This window comes from Streptomyces sp. SID9727, assembly GCF_010550605.1.
Classification (GTDB): domain Bacteria; phylum Actinomycetota; class Actinomycetes; order Streptomycetales; family Streptomycetaceae; genus Streptomyces.
Map to the genome: position 1 here is coordinate 14,124 of NZ_JAAGNI010000526.1, position 17,376 is coordinate 31,499.

The 17,376-nt window shown below is 72.3% G+C and carries 16 protein-coding genes; 9 read left to right on the top strand and 7 right to left on the bottom strand.

Annotated features, from left to right (window positions below):
• Positions 1–42: 42 nt before the first annotated feature.
• Genes G3I41_RS37330 through G3I41_RS35865 form a run of 3 tightly spaced genes read left to right on the top strand, consistent with a single transcriptional unit; the run spans position 43 to position 3,316 of the window.
• The gene (locus G3I41_RS37330; RefSeq protein WP_239082007.1) at positions 43–1,353 is read left to right on the top strand and encodes a peptidoglycan-binding protein; all 1,311 of its coding nucleotides are present in this window, start codon (positions 43–45) and stop codon (positions 1,351–1,353) included.
• Complete coding sequence (locus G3I41_RS35860; protein WP_164404700.1) at positions 1,350–2,033, top strand: ABC transporter ATP-binding protein; 684 nt, start codon at positions 1,350–1,352, stop codon at positions 2,031–2,033. The genes G3I41_RS37330 and G3I41_RS35860 overlap by 4 nt, the downstream gene beginning before the upstream one ends.
• Positions 2,030–3,316, top strand: coding sequence for an ABC transporter permease (locus G3I41_RS35865; protein WP_164404701.1), 1,287 nt, complete (start codon positions 2,030–2,032; stop codon positions 3,314–3,316). Before G3I41_RS35860 ends, G3I41_RS35865 begins: the two co-directional genes overlap by 4 nt.
• A 110-nt stretch (positions 3,317–3,426) precedes the next feature.
• Here G3I41_RS35865 and fahA read toward each other — a convergent pair whose 3' ends face one another.
• The 3 genes from fahA to G3I41_RS35880 all read right to left on the bottom strand — a co-directional run bounded on the left by fahA (position 3,427) and on the right by G3I41_RS35880 (position 8,310).
• On the bottom strand, positions 3,427–4,659 hold the full coding sequence (gene fahA / locus G3I41_RS35870; protein WP_164404702.1) for a fumarylacetoacetase: 1,233 nt from the start codon (positions 4,657–4,659) through the stop codon (positions 3,427–3,429).
• 147 nt (positions 4,660–4,806) lie between these two features.
• Positions 4,807–6,801, bottom strand: coding sequence for a CocE/NonD family hydrolase (locus G3I41_RS35875; RefSeq protein WP_164404703.1), 1,995 nt, complete (start codon positions 6,799–6,801; stop codon positions 4,807–4,809).
• 9 nt (positions 6,802–6,810) lie between these two features.
• Positions 6,811–8,310 carry a peptide MFS transporter gene (locus G3I41_RS35880; protein WP_164404704.1) on the bottom strand — a complete coding sequence of 500 codons (1,500 nt, stop codon included), beginning with the start codon at positions 8,308–8,310 and terminating at the stop codon, positions 6,811–6,813.
• 156 nt (positions 8,311–8,466) lie between these two features.
• On the opposite strand from G3I41_RS35880, the gene G3I41_RS35885 reads away from it, so the two are divergent.
• The 5 genes from G3I41_RS35885 to G3I41_RS35905 all read left to right on the top strand — a co-directional run bounded on the left by G3I41_RS35885 (position 8,467) and on the right by G3I41_RS35905 (position 13,734).
• Complete coding sequence (locus tag G3I41_RS35885) at positions 8,467–9,477, top strand: polyprenyl synthetase family protein (RefSeq protein ID WP_164404705.1); 1,011 nt, start codon at positions 8,467–8,469, stop codon at positions 9,475–9,477.
• Positions 9,478–9,706: 229 nt separating this feature from the next.
• Positions 9,707–10,954: an outer membrane lipoprotein carrier protein LolA gene (locus G3I41_RS35890; protein WP_164404706.1), complete on the top strand. Its 1,248-nt coding sequence runs from the start codon at positions 9,707–9,709 to the stop codon at positions 10,952–10,954.
• Between the two features lie 79 nt (positions 10,955–11,033).
• The gene (locus G3I41_RS35895) at positions 11,034–11,969 is read left to right on the top strand and encodes an ABC transporter ATP-binding protein (RefSeq protein ID WP_164404707.1); all 936 of its coding nucleotides are present in this window, start codon (positions 11,034–11,036) and stop codon (positions 11,967–11,969) included.
• Entirely contained in the window at positions 11,956–12,954 is a 999-nt protein-coding gene (locus tag G3I41_RS35900; protein ID WP_164404708.1) for an ABC transporter permease, read from the top strand. Before G3I41_RS35895 ends, G3I41_RS35900 begins: the two co-directional genes overlap by 14 nt.
• 192 nt (positions 12,955–13,146) lie before the next feature.
• Positions 13,147–13,734, top strand: coding sequence for a TetR/AcrR family transcriptional regulator (locus tag G3I41_RS35905; protein WP_164404709.1), 588 nt, complete (start codon positions 13,147–13,149; stop codon positions 13,732–13,734).
• Between the two features lie 20 nt (positions 13,735–13,754).
• Here G3I41_RS35905 and G3I41_RS35910 read toward each other — a convergent pair whose 3' ends face one another.
• From G3I41_RS35910 to G3I41_RS35920, 3 genes are all read right to left on the bottom strand, one after another.
• Entirely contained in the window at positions 13,755–14,561 is an 807-nt protein-coding gene (locus G3I41_RS35910) for an HAD family hydrolase (protein WP_164404710.1), read from the bottom strand.
• A gap of 79 nt (positions 14,562–14,640) precedes the next feature.
• Entirely contained in the window at positions 14,641–15,090 is a 450-nt protein-coding gene (locus G3I41_RS35915) for a hypothetical protein (protein WP_164404711.1), read from the bottom strand.
• 71 nt (positions 15,091–15,161) lie between these two features.
• Complete coding sequence (locus G3I41_RS35920) at positions 15,162–16,088, bottom strand: zinc-binding dehydrogenase (RefSeq protein WP_164404712.1); 927 nt, start codon at positions 16,086–16,088, stop codon at positions 15,162–15,164.
• Between the two features lie 86 nt (positions 16,089–16,174).
• Here G3I41_RS35920 and G3I41_RS35925 point away from each other — a divergent pair, with 86 nt between their 5' ends.
• On the top strand, positions 16,175–16,639 hold the full coding sequence (locus G3I41_RS35925) for a MarR family winged helix-turn-helix transcriptional regulator (RefSeq protein WP_164404713.1): 465 nt from the start codon (positions 16,175–16,177) through the stop codon (positions 16,637–16,639).
• A gap of 1 nt (position 16,640) precedes the next feature.
• On the opposite strand, the gene G3I41_RS35930 is transcribed toward G3I41_RS35925, so the two are convergent.
• A complete protein-coding gene (locus tag G3I41_RS35930) occupies positions 16,641–17,294 on the bottom strand; it encodes a GNAT family N-acetyltransferase (RefSeq protein WP_164404714.1) in 654 nt (217 codons plus the stop codon).
• Positions 17,295–17,376 lie beyond the last annotated feature (82 nt).

A 17,376-nucleotide genomic window follows, 5' to 3' on the forward strand; every position in this document is an offset into this window, starting at 1 on the left:
AAGTCACCCGCCCAGCAGGCGGCTGAGGCGGGACCTCCCCCGATGGACGTGTTGGTGGCCAGGGTCGAGAAGCGGAAGCTGACCGATTCGGTCATCGTCCGGGGGACGGTGACGGCCGGCCAGTCGGTGCAGGTGGCCCCCGTGATCAGCAGCGGTGAGGGCGGCGGTGCGCCTGTGGTCACGAAAGTGGCGCTCAAGGCGGGGAATTCGGTGACGGCCGGCACGGTGCTGATGGAGGTGTCCGGGCGGCCGGTGTTCGCGCTCAAGGGGAAATTGCCGGTGTACCGGGACCTCAAGCCGGGCGCCAAGGGTGAGGACGTACGGCAGGTGCAGAAGGCACTGGCCCAACTGGGCCACGGCAGCGGCGGTGACGCGGCCGGCCGTTTCGGGGAGGGCACCAAGAGGGCGCTGAACTCGTTCTACGCGTCCCTCGGCTACGAGCCGGTGCCGGCGCTGGCCGACGGAGGTGCTGGGGTGAAGGACGCGCAGGACGCGGTCACCGCGTCCGAGCGCGCGCTCCAGGACGCCCGCGACGCGGCCGCGGAACCGTCCGGTACGACGGGCTCGGCGGGAAAGGCCGGGGCCGAGGACGCAGGCGCCGGGTCCCCGAAGGACGGACGCCGGTCGGTGGAACGCGCCCAGGAGGACCTGGCCGAGGCCCGGGCCGAGTTGAGCAAGGCACAGGCCGCACAGGGGCCCATGCTGCCGACGGGTGAAGTGGTCTTCCTGGAGGACTTCCCGGCCCGCGTGGACAGCGTGCCCGTCCGGGTCGGTTCGCCGGTCAACGGCCCGGCGATGACCCTGTCCGCCGGTGCGCTGGTGGTACGCGGGGTCCTCCAGGAGCACCAGAAGGGCATGGTCAGAGCCGGTCAGAGGGTGCAGATCCTCTCGGAGATGTCCGGGACCACGGCCCAGGCGAAGGTGCTGTCCGTCTCGGAGACCCTCCAGCAGCCGGAAAGGCCCGCCGGTGACGGCGAGGACGCGCCACCGGCCGGGGAGGCCGGTTACGTGATGCTGGTCCGCCCGCTGAAGGCGCTGCCCGTCGCATGGGCCGGCCAGGACGTGCGGTTGACGATCGAGGCCGGCGCCACCGACGGCGAGGCCCTGGTCGTACCCGTCACCGCCGTCTCCGCCGGGGAGGACGGCAGGACGACGGTCACCGTGGCACGGGGCGAGGAACAGCACCGTGTCGAGGTGCGTCCGGGAACCACGGGGGACGGGTACGTGGAGGTCGTCCCGCTCTCCGACGGCGAACTCGAGGAGGGCGACAACGTCATCACCGGCGTGAATCCGGGGGTGGCGGAGAAGGCCGGCCAGGGCCGCACGGAGGACAAGGGCGGTGCGGCCGAGTGACCTCCCCAGTCGTCGAGTTCGATCAGGTGGCGCTCACCTATCCGGGTCCACCACCGGTGGAGGCGTTCAAGCCGTGTGATCTACGGGTGGACCGGGGCGAGTTCGTCACCGTGATCGGCCCCTCCGGCTCGGGGAAGTCGACCTTCCTCAACATCGCCGGGCTGCTGGACACGCCCACCCACGGGCGGTACCTGCTGGACGGGATCGACACCGGGGCCCTGAAGGACGCCGACCGCACCGCGCTGCGCGGGCGGCGGATCGGCTTCGTGTTCCAGTCGTTCCATCTGCTGCCGCACCGCTCGGCCGCCGAGAACGTCGAACTGGCGATGGTCTACAACGGGGCACCGCGACGTGAGCGTCCGGCACGGGCGCGGGAGGCACTGGAGCGGGTCGGGCTGGCTCACCGGACCGAGGCGTTGCCGACCCGGCTGTCCGGAGGCGAACGGCAGCGGGTCGCCATCGCCCGCGCCCTGGTCGCCCGCCCTTCGCTCCTGCTGTGTGACGAGCCGACCGGCAACCTCGACACGGCCAACGCGGCCACCGTGCTGGAACTCCTCGACGAACTGCACGCCGACGGGATGACGGTACTGGTGATCACTCACGACGGCGAGGTGGCCGGGCGCGGACTGCGCACCGTGGCGATCCGCGACGGCGTACTGCACGAGCAGGTGCGCCCATGAACCGCCGTGCTTCCCGGACCCCGCTCCCGCCGTGGGTGCCCTGGCCCCGGCGTCGACCGGAACCCGAGGTCGAGCCCTCGCGCTTCACGCTGCGGGACGCCTTCGCCGAATCGCTCGCCGGTATGCTGCAACGTCCGGCACGCTCGGCACTGACGGCGCTGGGCACCGTGCTCGGCGTCGGCACTTTCGTGGCGATCCTGGGGCTGACAGCGACCACGTCCTCGCAGATCGACTCGCGCTTCGACATGCTCACCGCCACCGAGGTGTCGGTCGAAGACATCAGCACGCAGGTGGACGAGTACGCCGGACCCGGCTTCCCCGAGGACGCGGACCAGCGGATCGGCCGACTGCACGGGGTACGGGACGCGGGTGTCTACTTCACCGTCCGGACCGGCCCCTCCATGACGGTACGGGCCGCCCCGGTCGGCACCGCGGCGGAGAGCGGCGAACAGGTGGACGTCGTCGGCGCCTCGCCGGGGGCGCTGCGCGCCGCCGTCCCGACCATGCGGCAGGGCCGGATCTACGACGAGTTCCACTCGAAGCAGGCGCTGCCGGTGGCAGTGCTCGGCTCGGGTGTCGCCGCCCGGCTCGGCATCACCACCCTGGAGACCCGGCCGGCCGTCTTCATCGGTGACGAGCCCTTCACCGTCGTGGGCATCGTGGGCAACGTCGAGCGCGAGGCGAACCTGCTGCTCTCGGTGGTGGTCCCGCGCACCACGGCCGTGCGGCTGTGGGGCCGGCCGAAGGCGGGCAGCGACAAGATGCTGATCGCCACCGACATCGGCGCCGCCCGGCAGGTGGCGGCACTCGCCCCGACCGCACTCCGCCCCGACCATCCCGAATACCTCAAGTCGACACCTCCGCCGGACCCAAGAACCCTCCGGAGCAAGGTCACGTCGGACCTGAACCAGCTCTTCCTCCTGCTGGCCGGCATCTGCCTGGTCATCGGTGCCGTCGGCATCGCCAACACGACCCTGGTCGCGGTCCTGGAGCGCACCGGAGAGATCGGACTGCGTCGGGCGCTGGGCGCCAGGGGCCGGCACATCACCGGCCAGTTCCTCGCCGAGTCCGGTGCGCTCGGAGCTCTCGGCGGCCTGATCGGCACCTCTCTCGGCACCCTCACCGTCCTCGGGGTGGCCGTCGCCCGTGACTGGACCCCGGTCGTCCACCCCGCCACGGTGGCCACCGCCCCGCTCATCGGTCTGGTCACCGGTCTGGTCGCCGGCCTCTATCCGGCTTGGCGAGCCGCCAGAATCGAACCCGCCGAAGCCCTCCGCCGATGAGCTGGGCCTCGCGGCAGCACACTCGCCGCGCCTCCGCCGGGGCCTGCTGGAGTCCTGCGCAACCTGCTGCCACGAGCCGTACGCCGGAGGAAGCGAGGCCGGGCGGCACGTCAGCCCGCGGCCACGACCCGCCCCGACACCTCGCCCAGCCCCACCCGGGTGCCGTCAGGACCCGGCGCCCAGGCGGTGATCGTCACCGTGTCGCCGTCCTCCAGGAACGTCCGCTCGCCCTCGGGCAGGATCAGCGGATCGCGGCCGTTCCAGGTCAGCTCGAGGAGGCAGCCGCGCTGGGACGGCTCGGGGCCGCTGACCGTGCCGGAGGCGTAGAGGTCGCCGGTGCGCAGCGAGGCGCCGTTGACCGTCATCTGGGCCAGCTGCTGGGCGGCCGTCCAGTACATCGTGGAGAACGGCGGCTCCGCGACGACGTGCCCGTTGACCGCGACGGAGATCCGCAGGTCGTAGCCGCCGGGCTCGTCCTCCTCCGCGTCCTCCAGATAGGGGAGGAGCGGGAGGTCGCGGGCGGGCGGGGCGGTGCGGGCGGCGTCCAGGGCCTCCAGCGGGGTGACCCAGGCGGAGACGGAGGTCGCGAAGGACTTGCCGAGGAACGGGCCGAGCGGGACGTACTCCCACGCCTGGATGTCGCGCGCCGACCAGTCGTTGAGCAGCGAGAGCCCGAAGACGTGCTCGCGGAAGTCGGTGAGGGCGACGGGCTTCCCCTGCTCGGACGGGGTGCCGACGACGAAGCCGACCTCCGCCTCGATGTCGAGCTTCACGGACGGGCCGAAGACGGGTGCCGGGTCGGCCGGTGCCTTGCGCTGGCCGGCCGGGCGGACCACATCGGTGCCGGAGACCACGACGGTCCCGGCGCGCCCGTGGTAACCGATCGGCAGGTGCTTCCAGTTGGGCGTGAGCGGCGCGTCGGCGTCGGGCCGGAAGATCCGGCCCACGTTGGTGGCGTGGTGCTCGCTCGCGTAGAAGTCGACGTAGTCCGCGACCTGGTAGGGCAGGTGCAGCGTGACCGCGTCCAGCGGGTGCAGCAGCGGCTCCATGTCCGCGCGGTGCGCGGGGACCGTGACCCACGCGGTCAGGGCCCGGCGCACGTCGCGCCAGGCGGTGCGCCCGGCTCCGAGGAGCGTCATCAGGTCGGGCTGGGCCAGCAGCCGGGCGTACGGCGAACCGAGGGCGAGCGCGGCGGCCCCGGCGTCCAGGACGTGGTCGCCGATGCGGACGCCGACGCGCCGCTCGCCCGGGCGGTCGGGGGTGGAGAACACGCCGTACGGCAGGTTGTGCGGGCCGAAGGGGTCGCCCTCGGCCACATCGAGCGGACTGCTCTGCTCGGGCATCGGTGGCTGCCTCGCTTTCCGGGTCGCTTGGGGACAACGTTACGACCTCACCCGCGATCGTCCGCGGCGTCGTCACGTCGGGGGACTGCCGCGGGGCAGTGCCCCGGCCCTCCCCCATGCCCCGGAAAGTACGCCTCACATGCGAGGTCACCCGGACGTGCGCGGGATGCTCTTCTCCCAGGTCCGGTGGAAGACGACCTCCCCGCCCTCGGTGCAGACGACCTCGTTGACGGTGTGGAAGTCGTCCGCGTCGGCGGTGATCTCGGAGCGGGTGTCGATCTGCACGTCCCAGGACATCTCCGGCCGGTGCAGCCGGATCGTCCAGTCGGACCGGGTCCGCGCGGAGAGCGGGTCGCCCTCCTGGATCGTGTACGTCTCCACCGCGTCCTCGGTGAACTCCAGCCCGTCCGGGTAGACGCGCGTGCCGCCGTAGCGGGGGTCCACCTCAAGCCGCCACTCGCCCTTCGCGACATCGCGGACGACGAGCCGTTCGGGACGCGGCGCGTCCAGCGTCTCCGGGTACACCACGCCCAGCGGCTCGGACTGCTCGGGTTCCTCGAAGCGGATGGCGGGGTCCTCGGTGTGCCGCCGCACCGGGAGCTCGACGAGGCTGCCGTCCGCCTCCAGGGTGAAGCCGGCCGAGCCCGCCTGCGGCCAGATCCAGGGCCAGTACGCGGACGAGACGGCGAGCCGGATGCGGTGGCCGGGCGGGAAGGTGTGCCCGATGCCGTTCAGCTCGAAGGTGACGTCCTCGGTGGCGCCGAGGTCCCAGTCCTCGGTGCGGTCGCGGCCGTTCCGTGCGGCGAGGTTGAGCGCGCCGCGCGTGACGAGGGTGGAGGAGCCGTCGGGGGCGACGTCGCAGAGCCGGGCGACGACCTGCCCGCGCGGCACGTCCATCGTGAGGCGCAGGCTCACCCGGGGTCTGCCCAGGATCTCGATCGGCGCGTCGGCCACCGGGAATTCGAAGCAGAGCGACTTGGCGTCCTCGTCGCGCTGGTCCGGCGGCAGGTCGGCGTCGTTGCCGAAGGGGAAGAACCGGCCGGCGTCCAGCCCGGTCTGCTGCGGCGAGTGGACGATCTGCGGCCCGCCCTGGAGGGCGTACGCGACCGGGGTGACGTTCTCCGAGGGCCAGCTGGTCTCCCCGACCCAGCGGCCGGGCAGCGTCTCGTACACCGTGGCCGGCCGGTGCGACTCGCTGATCCAGGACCGCAGCAGCGGCTCCTCCATCACCCCGGTGTCCTCGTCCTTCAGGTGCTGGTCCCACCAGCGCAGGGTCTCCTGGAGGAAGCCGATCCCCGGTCCGGGCGGCAGCCCCCGGTCGGGGTACTGGTGCGACCAGGGGCCGATGATCCCGCGCACCTTCGCCGGGTCCAGGTGCTCGACCAGCCGGAGGACGGTGTCCCGGTACGGGTCGTGCCAGCCGCCGACGGCGAGGACGTTCGCCTTGATCGCGGAGTAGTCCTCGCAGACGCTGCCGTGCTTCCAGTAGGCGTCCCGGGTCTGGTGGGAGAGCCAGGTGTGGATGAAGGGGTCCACCGCTTCCAGCCGGTCCAGCCACATCTGCCGCCAGTCGTCGCCGACGTCCGCCGGGTCGGGCGGCCGGCAGACGAAGGCCAGCATGGTCGCCGCCCAGGCGTGCATGTCCACGGCGAGGACCGAGCCGCCCATGTAATGGACGTCGTTGTCGTAGCGGTCATCCGCCGAGCACACGGTGACGATCGCCTTCAGCGGCTCCGGGGCCAGCGCGGCGATCTGGAGCGAGTTGAAGCCGCCCCAGGAGATCCCGAACATGCCGACCCGGCCCGAGCACCACTCCTGCCGGGCCAGCCAGTGGACGACCGCGACCCCGTCCGCCAGCTCCGTCGCGTCGTACTCGTCGCCCGGCATGCCCTCGCTGTTGCCGTGGCCGCGCACGTCCACCCGGACGGAGGCGTAGCCGTGTCCGGCGTACCAGGGGTGGCGCTGCCAGTCGCGCGGCGCGGTCCAGTCGCTCAGCCGGTACGGCAGGTACTCCAGCAGCGCGGGCACGGGTTCGTCCGTGACCGGCCGCCAGATCCGGGCGTACAGCTGGGTGCCGTCCGCGAGCGGGATATAGAGGTCCTCGCGGGTCGTCTCGTAGGGGAACGCGGTCTGGATGTGCATGGGCGTACCTCAGTGGACGGGGTGCATCGTGCGCCTGAGCCAGGGGGCGGCGGCGATGACGGCCACACCGGCCACCACCGCCACGGCGCCGTTGACACCGAAGTAGGCGGGGTTGGACACCTCGCCGTACAGCTTCACGATCTGGGCCTGGATGCCGTTGGCGAGGGCCAGCGAGAGGAACCAGAGGGCCATGGTCTGGCTGGCGAACGCCTTCGGGGCGAGCTTGGTCGTCGCCGACATGCCGGAGGTCTCCAGCAGGATGTCGCCGAGCCCGAGCAGCAGATAGGAGCCGACGATCCACCAGGCGGCCATCTTGTACGTGTCGCCGGTGTGCCCCGAGGTGGGCAGGACCATCAGCAGGAACGAGAGACCGCCGAGGATCACCCCGATCGCGATCTTGTTGGACGCGTGCGGCTGACGCGGCCCCATCCTCGCCCAGACGGCCGCGACCACCGGGGCGAGCAGCACCTCGAAGGCGCCGAGCGCGGAGGCGTACCAGCTCGCCGGGAAGTGGAAGCCGAAGATCTCCGTACGGGCGTTGGTCGACGCGAGCAGCATCATCGTCGAGTACGCCTGGAAGAGGATGAAGTTGAACACCACGGACGCCAGGAACAGCACCACGTACGGGCGCAGCCTGCCGCGCTCCTCGGCGGTGACCCGGGGACTGCGGAACATCACCACGAAGTAGACGACGGGCGCGATCACCGAGATCAGGGTGAGCACGTCCACGAACCGGTCCATGGTCAGCCAGCCCGCCAGGGCCAGCGCGGTCGCGATCGCCGCCACCACCACGGCCCCGACGGCGATGAGCAGGACCGCCCGGCGCATCGGTCCGGGGGCCAGCGCGTATTCGGCGGCGTGCTTTCGCCCGGCCAGGTGACGGCGGCCCGCCACGTACTGGATGAGGCCCAGCGTCATGCCGAAGGCGGCGGCCGAGAAGCCCCAGTGCCAGCTCGCGTGGTCACCGAGCCAGCCGGTGATCAGCGGACCGAGGAACGCGCCGATGTTGATGCCCATGTAGTAGAGGGCGAAGCCCGCGTCCCGCCGCTCGTCGTCCGTGCGGTAGAGCTTGCCGACCATCGTCGCCACATTGGGCTTCAGCAGCCCCGTGCCCGCACTGATCAGACCGAGGCCGACCCACGTCATCGCGTCGGTGGGCACCGCCATGGCGTAATGCCCGCAGGCGATCAGGATGCCCCCGTACAGCACCGCCCGGTACGACCCCAGGATGCGGTCGGCCAGCCAGCCGCCCGCCACCGACACCAGATAGACGAGCGTGCCGTACGCGGCCGAGACGGAGGCGGCGGTCCCGGCCTCCATGCCCATGCCGCCGTTGGCGACCGTGTCCGCGAAGTAGAGGACCAGGATCGCCTGCATGCCGAGGAACGAGAACCGCTCCCACACCTCCAGGCCGGACAGGGTCATCAGACCCCGCGGCTGGCCGAAAAAGGCGTGGTCGTCGGCCGGGGGCGGCTGCGCCGGTTCGGTGTCTGCTGCGGCGTGGGACAAAGCGGCAACTCCTGATCGTATGAGCTGATCCCGAACATACCGGCGGTGGCGGGAAGGCGCCCACGGTGATCCAAAGGGGACCGGATACGCTGACTTGAGTGGTGACAACGACACATCGACATTCCGTGTGATCGTCAGCAGACAGGAGATCCCCTCGTGACCGTCGTCGGGCCGTTCGGACTGAGCGTGCGGGACCAGGCTCTTGAGGCCGGTGTCCAGGCCGGTTTGGCTGCTGTCGAGTCGGGCCTGCTCGATGCCACCAAGAGCGACGTGCCCTTCATCACGGAAGCCGCCCAGCACCTGGTGCGCGCGGGCGGCAAGCGGTTCCGGCCGCTCCTCGCGATGCTCGCCGCCCAGTTCGGCGACGCCGACGCACCGGGCGTGGTGCCCGCGGCCGTCGTGGTCGAGCTGACCCACCTCGCGACGCTGTACCACGACGACGTCATGGACGAGGCCGATGTGCGGCGCGGCGTGGACAGCGCCAATTCCCGCTGGGGCAACTCGGTCGCCGTACTGACCGGTGACTTCCTCTTCGCGCGCGCCTCGCACATACTGGCCGACCTCGGACCGGAAGCCGTCCGTATCCAGGCGGAGGCGTTCGAGCGCCTGGTCACCGGTCAGATCCTGGAGACCGCAGGCCCGCGCGACGGCCGCGACCCGGTCGACCACTACCTCGAAGTGATGCGCGGCAAGACCGGCTCGCTGATCGCCGTCGCCTGCCGGTTCGGCGCGCTGATGGCCGGTGCCGACGAGTCCGCGGTGGACATCCTCACCCAGTACGGTGAACGGCTCGGCGTGGCCTTCCAGCTGGCCGACGACGTCCTGGACATCGCGTCGGACTCCCACGAGTCCGGCAAGACCCCCGGCACGGACCTCCTGGAGGGCATCCCGACCCTCCCCGTCCTCCACCTCAGGGCGCAGGCCGCGGCGGACGGCAAGCCGGACGACCTGGCCCTCGTGGAGCTGCTCGACGGCGACCTCGGCGACCCGGACCGGCTCGCGGAGGCCCTGCGCCTGCTGCGCGCCCACCCGGCGCTCGCCCGGGCCCGGCAGGACACCGTCCGGTACGCCCAGGAGGCGCGGGCCGTGCTGAAGCCGCTGCCCGAGTGCTACGCGAAGCTCGCCCTGGAAGAGATGTGCGACGCGGTGGTCCACCGCGCCGGCTGACGGGATCCCGGGGCCGGAACCGGCCCAACCCCTACTGGACGGTGGAGGATTGGCCCTCCGCTGTCATACCGAAGAGGTACGCGAGGTTGCTCCCGGGGGCTGACGCTTCGGGCCGCCCGATTTGGTCAGATGGAGAACAACCACTCCTGACCAGTACGAGTGAGAATGGCGGCACGGAGTGGACCAGTGCATCCCGACGGAAGCCGCCGACCACGGAGGTAGGGCACACATGGCACCGAACGACAGCGCGGAGACCACCGGCACGGCCGCTCGGAGGCCCGCGGGCCGCCGCAAGGCCGCGCGCTACATCGTCCCCGTCGCGGTGGCGGGCGTGGCGGCCGCGACGATCGGCCTCGTCCCGGCGCTCGCCAGCTCGGGCGACCCCGATCTGCCGAAGATCACCGCTCAGGAACTCATCGAGAAGATCGCCGCCTCGGACACCGAGCAGTTCTCCGGCACGGTGAAGATCAGCACGGACCTCGGCATCCCGGCCATGGGCGGCCTGGCCGGTTCCTTCCTGTCCGGCGCGGCCGAGGGCGGCGACGGCGGCAAGGGCGCGTCGAGCGCCGACCCGCAGTCCAAGCTCACCGAGCTGGCCGCCGGCACGCACACCCTCCGGGTGGCCGCCGACGGCCCCGACAAGCAGCGCCTGTCCGTCCTGGACAAGGCGTCCGAGTACAGCCTCATCCACAACGGCGACGAGGTCTGGGCGTACGACAGCGGCTCCAACGCGGTCTACCACGCCGAGGGCAGGGGCGAGGCCCCCCACGGCAAGGACCACGCCGCCCCCGAGGGCGTCCCGTCCACGCCGAAGGAGCTCGCCGAGGAGGCGCTGAAGGCCGCCGACGGCACCACGTCCGTCACGGTCGACGGCACCGCGCGGATCGCCGGGCGCGACGCGTACCGCCTGGTCCTGAGGCCCGAGCAGAAGGGCTCCACGATCGGCTCGGTCACCATCGCCGTGGACGCGGAGAACGGTGTGCCGCTGAAGTTCACGCTCCAGCCCAGCAGCGGCGGCAAGGCGGTCGTGGACGCCGGCTTCAGCTCGGTCGACTTCGGGAAGCCCGCCGCGTCCTCGTTCGCCTTCACCCCGCCCAAGGGCGCGAAGGTCACCGAGGCCGACGATGCCGAGGCCAGGGGCCACGAGAAGGAGGCCCGCGAGGCCGCCGAGAAGGCGCAGGGCGACCTGGGCACCTTCGAGGGCGAGGGCGCGCCGAAGGTCATCGGCAAGGGCTGGAACAGCATCGCCGAGTTCAGGACCCCCGGCGGCGCGGCCCTGCCGTCCGACGCGTCGAAGGACCTCCCGGCGGAGGCCGGGCAGTTCCTGGACGCGCTCGGCGACAAGGTCAGCGGGAAGTTCGGCTCGGGCACGGTCTTCAAGACCCGCCTGATCAACGCGCTGCTGACGGACGACGGCCGCGTCTACGTCGGCGCGGTCACCAAGGACGCGCTGGTCGCCGCCGCGAACGCGGGCTGACGCCCAGGTGCCCCGCCCGCCCCGCCGTGTGCTTCGCGGCGGGGCGGGCGCGAGCGTACGACCCAGTGGGGAGCACACCATGGCAGTGCCCGTCATCGAGACGCGCGGGCTGACCAAGCGCTACCGGGGCGGTCAGCTCGCCGTGGACGGCCTGGACCTCACCGTCCCCGGCGGCAGCGTCTTCGGCTTCCTCGGGCCCAACGGCTCCGGCAAGACCACCACCATCCGGATGCTCATGGGCCTCATCGCCCCGACCTCCGGCACCGCGACCGTCCTCGGCCGCCCCATGCCGGACGCCTCGCGCACCGTGCTCCCCGAGGTCGGCGCGCTGATCGAGGGGCCCGCGCTGTACGGGTTCCTGAGCGGCCGGGACAACCTCCTGCGGTTCGACCGGGCCGACCCCACCGCCGACCCGCGCACCCGCACCGCCCGGGTCGGCGACGCGCTGGACCGGGTCGGGCTCGCCCCGGCGGCCGGCAAGAAGGCGCGGGCGTACTCACTGGGCATGAAACAGCGCCTCGGCCTCGCCGCCGCCCTGCTCAGGCCGCGCCGGCTGCTCGTCCTGGACGAGCCGACCAACGGTCTGGACCCGCAGGGCATGCGCGAGATCCGCGCCCTGGTCCGGGAGCTGGCGGCGGACGGCACCACGGTCTTCCTGTCCTCCCATCTCCTGGACGAGATCGAGCAGGTCTGCACGCACGCCGCGGTGATGGCCCGGGGCCGCCTGCTCACCCAGGGCCCGGTCGCGGGCCTGGCCACGGGCGGTCGGCTGGCCGTCACCACACCGGACCCGGCGGACGCGGCGCGGGTGCTGAAGGAGCAGGGCGTCACGGGCATCACGGTGGACGGCGACCGGGTCCGCGCCGACGCCCCGCCGGGCACGGTGGATCCGGCCGGTCTCAACGCGGCGCTGGTACGGGCGGGCGTCCGGGTGCGCGCGTTCGGCGTGGAACGGGCGTCGCTGGAGGACGCGTTCGTGGCCCTGACGGGAGAGGGATTCGATGTCGCGAGCTGAGGGGGCGGCCGGGACCGCCGGGGCCGCAGGGGCCCCCGGGGAGCCGGCCGCGGAGGCCGCTTGCGAAGGGGCCGTCCGTCGGGGAGCCGAGGGGCCTGCCCGTCCGGGAGCCGAGGGGTCCGTCCGCGCGGACGCCGCCCGCAGCCCCTTCCGGACCTTCGGCATCCTCCGCTCCGAACTGTTCACCACCCTGCGCCGCTGGCGCACCCTCGCCCTGCTCGGCGTGCTGGCCGCCGTCCCCGTCCTGATCGGGATCGCCGTGCGGATCGAGACCGCCGACGGTTCCTCGGCCGGGCCGGGCGGCGGCGGCGCCGGTCCCGCGTTCCTGTCCCAGGTGACCAACAACGGGCTCTTCCTGGTCTTCGCCGCCCTCGCCGCGACGCTCCCGGTCTTCCTGCCCATGGCCGTCGGCGTGATCGCGGGGGACGCGGTCGCGGGCGAGGCCAGTGCGGGCACCCTGCGCTACCTGCTGGTCGCCCCGGCCGGCCGGACCCGGCTGCTGCTCGCCAAGTACGCCGCCGTGCTCGGCTTCTGCCTGGTCGCGACGCTCGTCGTGGCCGCGTCCGCACTGGCCGTGGGCGCGCTGCTGTTCCCGGTGGGCGACGTCACGACGATCTCGGGGACGACGATCGGCTTCGGCGAGGGCCTGGTGCGGGCGGGGGTCGTCGCGGTCTTCGTGGCGGCGTCCCTGACCGGCTTCGCGGCGCTCGGGCTGTTCGTCTCGACGCTCACCAACAGCGGCATCGCGGCCATGGCGGCGACGGTCGGGGTGCTGATCACCGTCCAGATCGTGGACACCATCCCCCAGCTGAGCGGGGTCCACCCCTACCTCTTCCCGCACTACTGGCTGTCCTTCGCGGACCTGCTGCGGGAGCCCGTCTACTGGGACGAGCTGGTGAGGAACCTCGAACTCCAGGCGCTGTACGCGGCGGTGTTCGGCTCTGCGGCCTGGGCCCGGTTCACCACGAAGGACATCACGGCCTGACCGGGACCAGCGCCCGTACCGTCGGCCGGCGAGCCGTCCCCCGATCGGCTCGTCGCGGCACGAACGGCACGAACGGCGCGGAAACCGAAGGAACGAGCCGACACGGTACGTTCCGTTTCCGCGAGAGCATTGTTCGACTTGTAGCGACGCACTGTCAATAACGTTTGGCTCAAACAGACCTATGCTCACCGAATGAACACATCGCCGAGTTCACTGCGCAGGAGCGAGAGCTCACGCAGGGCGACCCTGCAAGCCGCCCTCGACCTCTGCACGGAGCGGGGCTACGGACGGGTCACGGTCGAGGCGATCGCGGCGCGGGCGGGCGTGAGCAAGAAGACGATCTACCGCTGGTGGCCGTCGAAGAGCGCGGTGCTGCTGGAAGCCTTCACGGAGATGCTGGTGTCCGCGACCCCGTTCGTGGACACGGGCGACATCGCGAAGGACCTGCGGACCCACCTCACGGGCGCGGTGAACGTCCTCGCCGTACCCCCCTTCGGCCCGGCCTACGCGGGCATCCTCTCGGAGCTCCACCACGACGACCAACTGGCCGAAACGGTTCGCACGCAACTCATCGACCCGCGCTTCCAGGAGGCGGTCGGCCGCCTCCGCAGCGCCCAGGACCGGGGCCAGATCCCGCCGGACGCGGACCTCGACCTCGCGGTGGAGATGCTCTACGGCCCGCTGTACTACCGCCACGTGCTCCGCAAGCCGATGCAGGACGCGGAGGACGTGGGGAAGCTGGTGGACCACGTGCTGCGGGCGCTGGGGGCGACCCTGTAGGGCCTCATGGGGCCTGGGCCTCAGCCGAAGAGCCGTTCCAGGACGACCGCTATCCCGTCCTCCTCGTTGGACAGGGTCACCTCGTCGGCCGCCGCGCGCAGCTCCGGGTGGGCGTTGCCCATGGCGACGCCGTAGCCGCAGCTGCGGAACATCGGCAGGTCGTTGGGCATGTCCCCGAAGGCGATCGCCGCGCCCGGGTCCACGCCCAGCTCCTCGGCGGCCAGCGCGATCCCGGCCCCCTTGTCGACGCCGTACGGCTGGAGCTCGACGGTCCCCGGTCCGGAGTGCGTCACCGTGGCGAGGTCCCCGACGACCGCACGGGCCTCGACCGTCAGCTCCTCGTCGCTCAGCTCGGGATGGCGGATGAGCACCTTGATCACGGGCTCGGCCCACAGCTCGTCCCGGTGCCGGGTCCGCTGCGCGGGCAGCGTGGCGTGCGGCAGCCGGTAGCCGGGCTCGATGAGCGTGCGCCCCTCGGCCCCGTCCTGGTCGACGGCGGCGAAGACCTGCCCCACCTGGGCCTCGATCTTCCCGAGCGCGGTGCCGGCCGCCTCCCGGTCGAGCGTGACCGCCCGCACGGTGCGACGGGCCCCGGCGTCGTACACCTGCGTGCCCTGTCCGCAGACGGCCAGGCCCTCGTACCCGAGCCCGTCCAGCAGCTCCCGCACGCCGGGCACGGGCCGCCCGGTGACGACCAGGTGGCGGGCGCCGGCCGCGCGGGCCAGGGCGAGCGAGGCGCGGGTGCGGAGGCTGACGGTGTCGTCGCCGCGCAGCAGGGTGCCGTCGAGGTCGGTGGCGACCAGGGCATATGCGGGTGGGGTGGGCATGCGGCAAGCGTAGGCGCCGGCCATCCGGAGCCCCGCTGGAGTTGTGGCGGGGCGGGGGCGTGAGGTAAGGCGGTCCGCCCTACCAGGGCGGGCGGGTGTCGCGGAGTGCTTCCGGGGTCTGCCGGGGCAGGGCCTCGTGCCCGTCCGTGCGCAGCAGCATGCCCGGGTCGGGTTCGAAGTCCTCGGTGGGCGGTGCCGGCTGGTGGAAGCGCTCGGTGCGTGCGAGGGCGACCTCCACCAGCCGGCCCTCCTGGAACATCCACAGCCCGAAGCAGTCGTCGTCCTGATCGCGGAGCAGGACCTGCACCGTGAGCGGATACGGCCACGGCAGCGACTCCAGGTGGCTGAGCAGGCCCTTGCGGGCACGCATCTTCTCGAACTCCAGGGCCCATCCGAACTCGTAACCCCACTGCCCCGCTATCGGGACGAAGCGGCCTCGCCAGGTTCGTTCCGGATCGTCCCGGGTCAGTGGGTCCATCACTTCTTCCGCCTCGCGGGCGAGCACGATGGCCTCGGCGTCTCTGCTCATGCCGGAGTATCACCGCACCCGCCTGTTCCACCGCAACGGAATTCCTCGACCTGCCGTCGCGGGAGGAGCTTTCAGGGGACGGTGAGGACGACCTTGCCCCGGTTGAGCCGGTCCTCGATCGCGGCGTGTGCGAGGGCGGCGTCGGCGAGCGGGTGGGCCGCGTGGACGGCGGGGCGGAGGCTGCCCTCGCCGTGCAGCGCCCACAGCTCCGCGATCCACCCGGCGTACCGCGCGGGCCGGGTCCGGGCGATGTGCGCCACCTGGAAGCCGATGACCGACGTGCCGCCGACGAGAAGGTCGTACGCCTCGATCGTGCCGCCGCCCGAGCTGTAGGCGACGAGCCGGCCGCCGGGGGCGAGTGCGCGCACGGCCCGGGGGAGGAGGTCGCCGCCGACCGCGTCCAGGACGATGTCGCAGGGCTCGCCCCAGCTCTCGTCGGTGTACGTCACCACCTCGTCGGCCCCGAGCGACCGCACGAAGTCCGCCTTCGCCCGATCGCCCACGGCTGCCACGATCCGGGACGCGCCCCGGAGCCGGGCGAGCTGGAGGGCGAGGTGCCCGACGCCGCTCGCGGCGGCCGTCACGAGGACCGCCTCGCCCTCCTCCGGCCGTGCGGACTCCCAGGCCCCCAGCGCGACGACCCCGCTGCGGACGAGCGCGACGGCGTCCTGGGCGGTGGCTCCGGCGGGAACGGCGGACGCCATGGCCTGGTTCAGCACGGCGTACTCGGCGTACCCGTGCCCGAAGCAGAGCCCGGTGACCGGGTCGCCGACGGCGTGCGCGCTCACTCCGTCCCCGAGTGCCACCACCTCACCGGCGATCTCGCCGCCGAGCGGGATCGGCTCCCGGCTCTCGCGCACCTTCCGCACCACCGGGAGGGTGACGCCGACCGCCTCGACCTTGACGAGGAGTTCGCCGGGGCCGGGCGTGGGCGCGGACACGTCCTCCTCGAACAACACCTCGGGCCCGCCGCTGTGTGCGTACCGAATGCGCCGCATGACGATGACCTCCGACCGGCCTGGTTCGTTGGGAATCCCAACGGTAAGCTCAAATTCGTGGGGAAGTCCAACGATTCTTGGATACGATGCGGGGCATGGCAGACAAGGCAGCGGCGACGACGGCCCCGAGTCGCATCCGCCCGCTCCCGAGCTGGCTCCTGGGCCGGGCGGCGGCGAGGGGCCGGTCCCTGGTGGCGGATGCCCTGGCCGGGTACGGCATGAAGATGTGGCACCACGTGGTGCTGGCGGCGGTCGAGGACCTGGAACCGGTCGCCCAGGCCGACCTGGGCCGCGCGGTCGCGCTCGACCCGAAGGACCTGGTCGGCATCCTGAACGACCTTCAGGAGGAGTCGCTGATCGTCCGCGCCCCGGACCCGGAGGACCGCCGCAAGAACGCGGTGAGCGTGACGGCGGCGGGGCGCCGCCGCCTGGAGGAGTGCACGGTGGCGGGCGACCGCGCCAACGCGGAACTGCTGGCCCCGCTGAGCCCCGATGAGCGGGTCCGGTTCCTGGACATGCTGCGCCGGATCAGCGGGGCCGGGCTCGGCTAGCTCACTGGGCGGTGGCATCCGGTTCGTACCAGAGGCTCACCATCGGGGAGTGCGTGGTCCAGCCCAGCGAGGAGTAGAGCGCCCGGCCCTCGGGCGTGCCGACCAGGAGACCGGTCTTCGCGCCGGCTGCGTACGCGGTGCTCTGCAGTGTGCGCATCACCAGGCCGCCGAGGCCCTTGCGCCGGTGCTCGGCGGCGGTCTCGACCTGATCGACCACGGCGTGGGTGCCCGCCTGCGCGATCTGCCCACGGGCGGCGAAGTGCCCGGCCTGTGTGCGGACCAGCACGCGGCTGACACCGCCCCGGGTCCAGATGGTGAGCGTGTAGCCGTCCGGCGCCTCCTGGGGTTCCGGCGCCAGGTGGCGGGTCATCAGGAACCCGGGAAGGTCGCGCCGCCACCCCGGTCCGACCCAGGGCAGAACCGCCTGGTCCTCGGCGAACAGCTTCAGCCATGTCCCGGGTGCGCTCGTTCCGGTGATGATCTTGCGTACGTCGGCCTCGCAGGGCTCCGGCAGCACGTGCCGGGCGACGTGACGGGGCTGTCCGACGTCGATCGTCCACCCCCACGGTTCTTCGACCGGGTCCGAGCTGCCGCGGGACACGACCCAGCCCTCGATCCACATCCGCACGAGTTCGCTGGTCCCGTTGTCCGTCATGGCCGCCCGCCCACTGATTTGTAATAGGTGATAGTGCTGACTGAACCTTACGCAATCGGTGCGTGACTCGCCAGGGGGCGAG

What these genes read in the sequence shown, in the direction of transcription:
- G3I41_RS37330 (WP_239082007.1), top strand. Translation starts at nt 43, where the DNA reads ATGGACGTGTTGGTGGCCAGGGTCGAGAAGCGGAAGCTGACCGATTCG.
- G3I41_RS35865 (WP_164404701.1), top strand. Translation starts at nt 2,030, where the DNA reads ATGAACCGCCGTGCTTCCCGGACCCCGCTCCCGCCGTGGGTGCCCTGG.
- fahA (WP_164404702.1), bottom strand. Translation starts at nt 4,659, where the DNA reads ATGCCCGAGCAGAGCAGTCCGCTCGATGTGGCCGAGGGCGACCCCTTC.
- G3I41_RS35875 (WP_164404703.1), bottom strand. Translation starts at nt 6,801, where the DNA reads ATGCACATCCAGACCGCGTTCCCCTACGAGACGACCCGCGAGGACCTC.
- G3I41_RS35890 (WP_164404706.1), top strand. Translation starts at nt 9,707, where the DNA reads ATGGCACCGAACGACAGCGCGGAGACCACCGGCACGGCCGCTCGGAGG.
- G3I41_RS35895 (WP_164404707.1), top strand. Translation starts at nt 11,034, where the DNA reads ATGGCAGTGCCCGTCATCGAGACGCGCGGGCTGACCAAGCGCTACCGG.
- G3I41_RS35900 (WP_164404708.1), top strand. Translation starts at nt 11,956, where the DNA reads ATGTCGCGAGCTGAGGGGGCGGCCGGGACCGCCGGGGCCGCAGGGGCC.
- G3I41_RS35905 (WP_164404709.1), top strand. Translation starts at nt 13,147, where the DNA reads ATGAACACATCGCCGAGTTCACTGCGCAGGAGCGAGAGCTCACGCAGG.
- G3I41_RS35910 (WP_164404710.1), bottom strand. Translation starts at nt 14,561, where the DNA reads ATGCCCACCCCACCCGCATATGCCCTGGTCGCCACCGACCTCGACGGC.
- G3I41_RS35915 (WP_164404711.1), bottom strand. Translation starts at nt 15,090, where the DNA reads ATGAGCAGAGACGCCGAGGCCATCGTGCTCGCCCGCGAGGCGGAAGAA.
- G3I41_RS35920 (WP_164404712.1), bottom strand. Translation starts at nt 16,088, where the DNA reads ATGCGGCGCATTCGGTACGCACACAGCGGCGGGCCCGAGGTGTTGTTC.
- G3I41_RS35925 (WP_164404713.1), top strand. Translation starts at nt 16,175, where the DNA reads ATGCGGGGCATGGCAGACAAGGCAGCGGCGACGACGGCCCCGAGTCGC.
- G3I41_RS35930 (WP_164404714.1), bottom strand. Translation starts at nt 17,294, where the DNA reads ATGACGGACAACGGGACCAGCGAACTCGTGCGGATGTGGATCGAGGGC.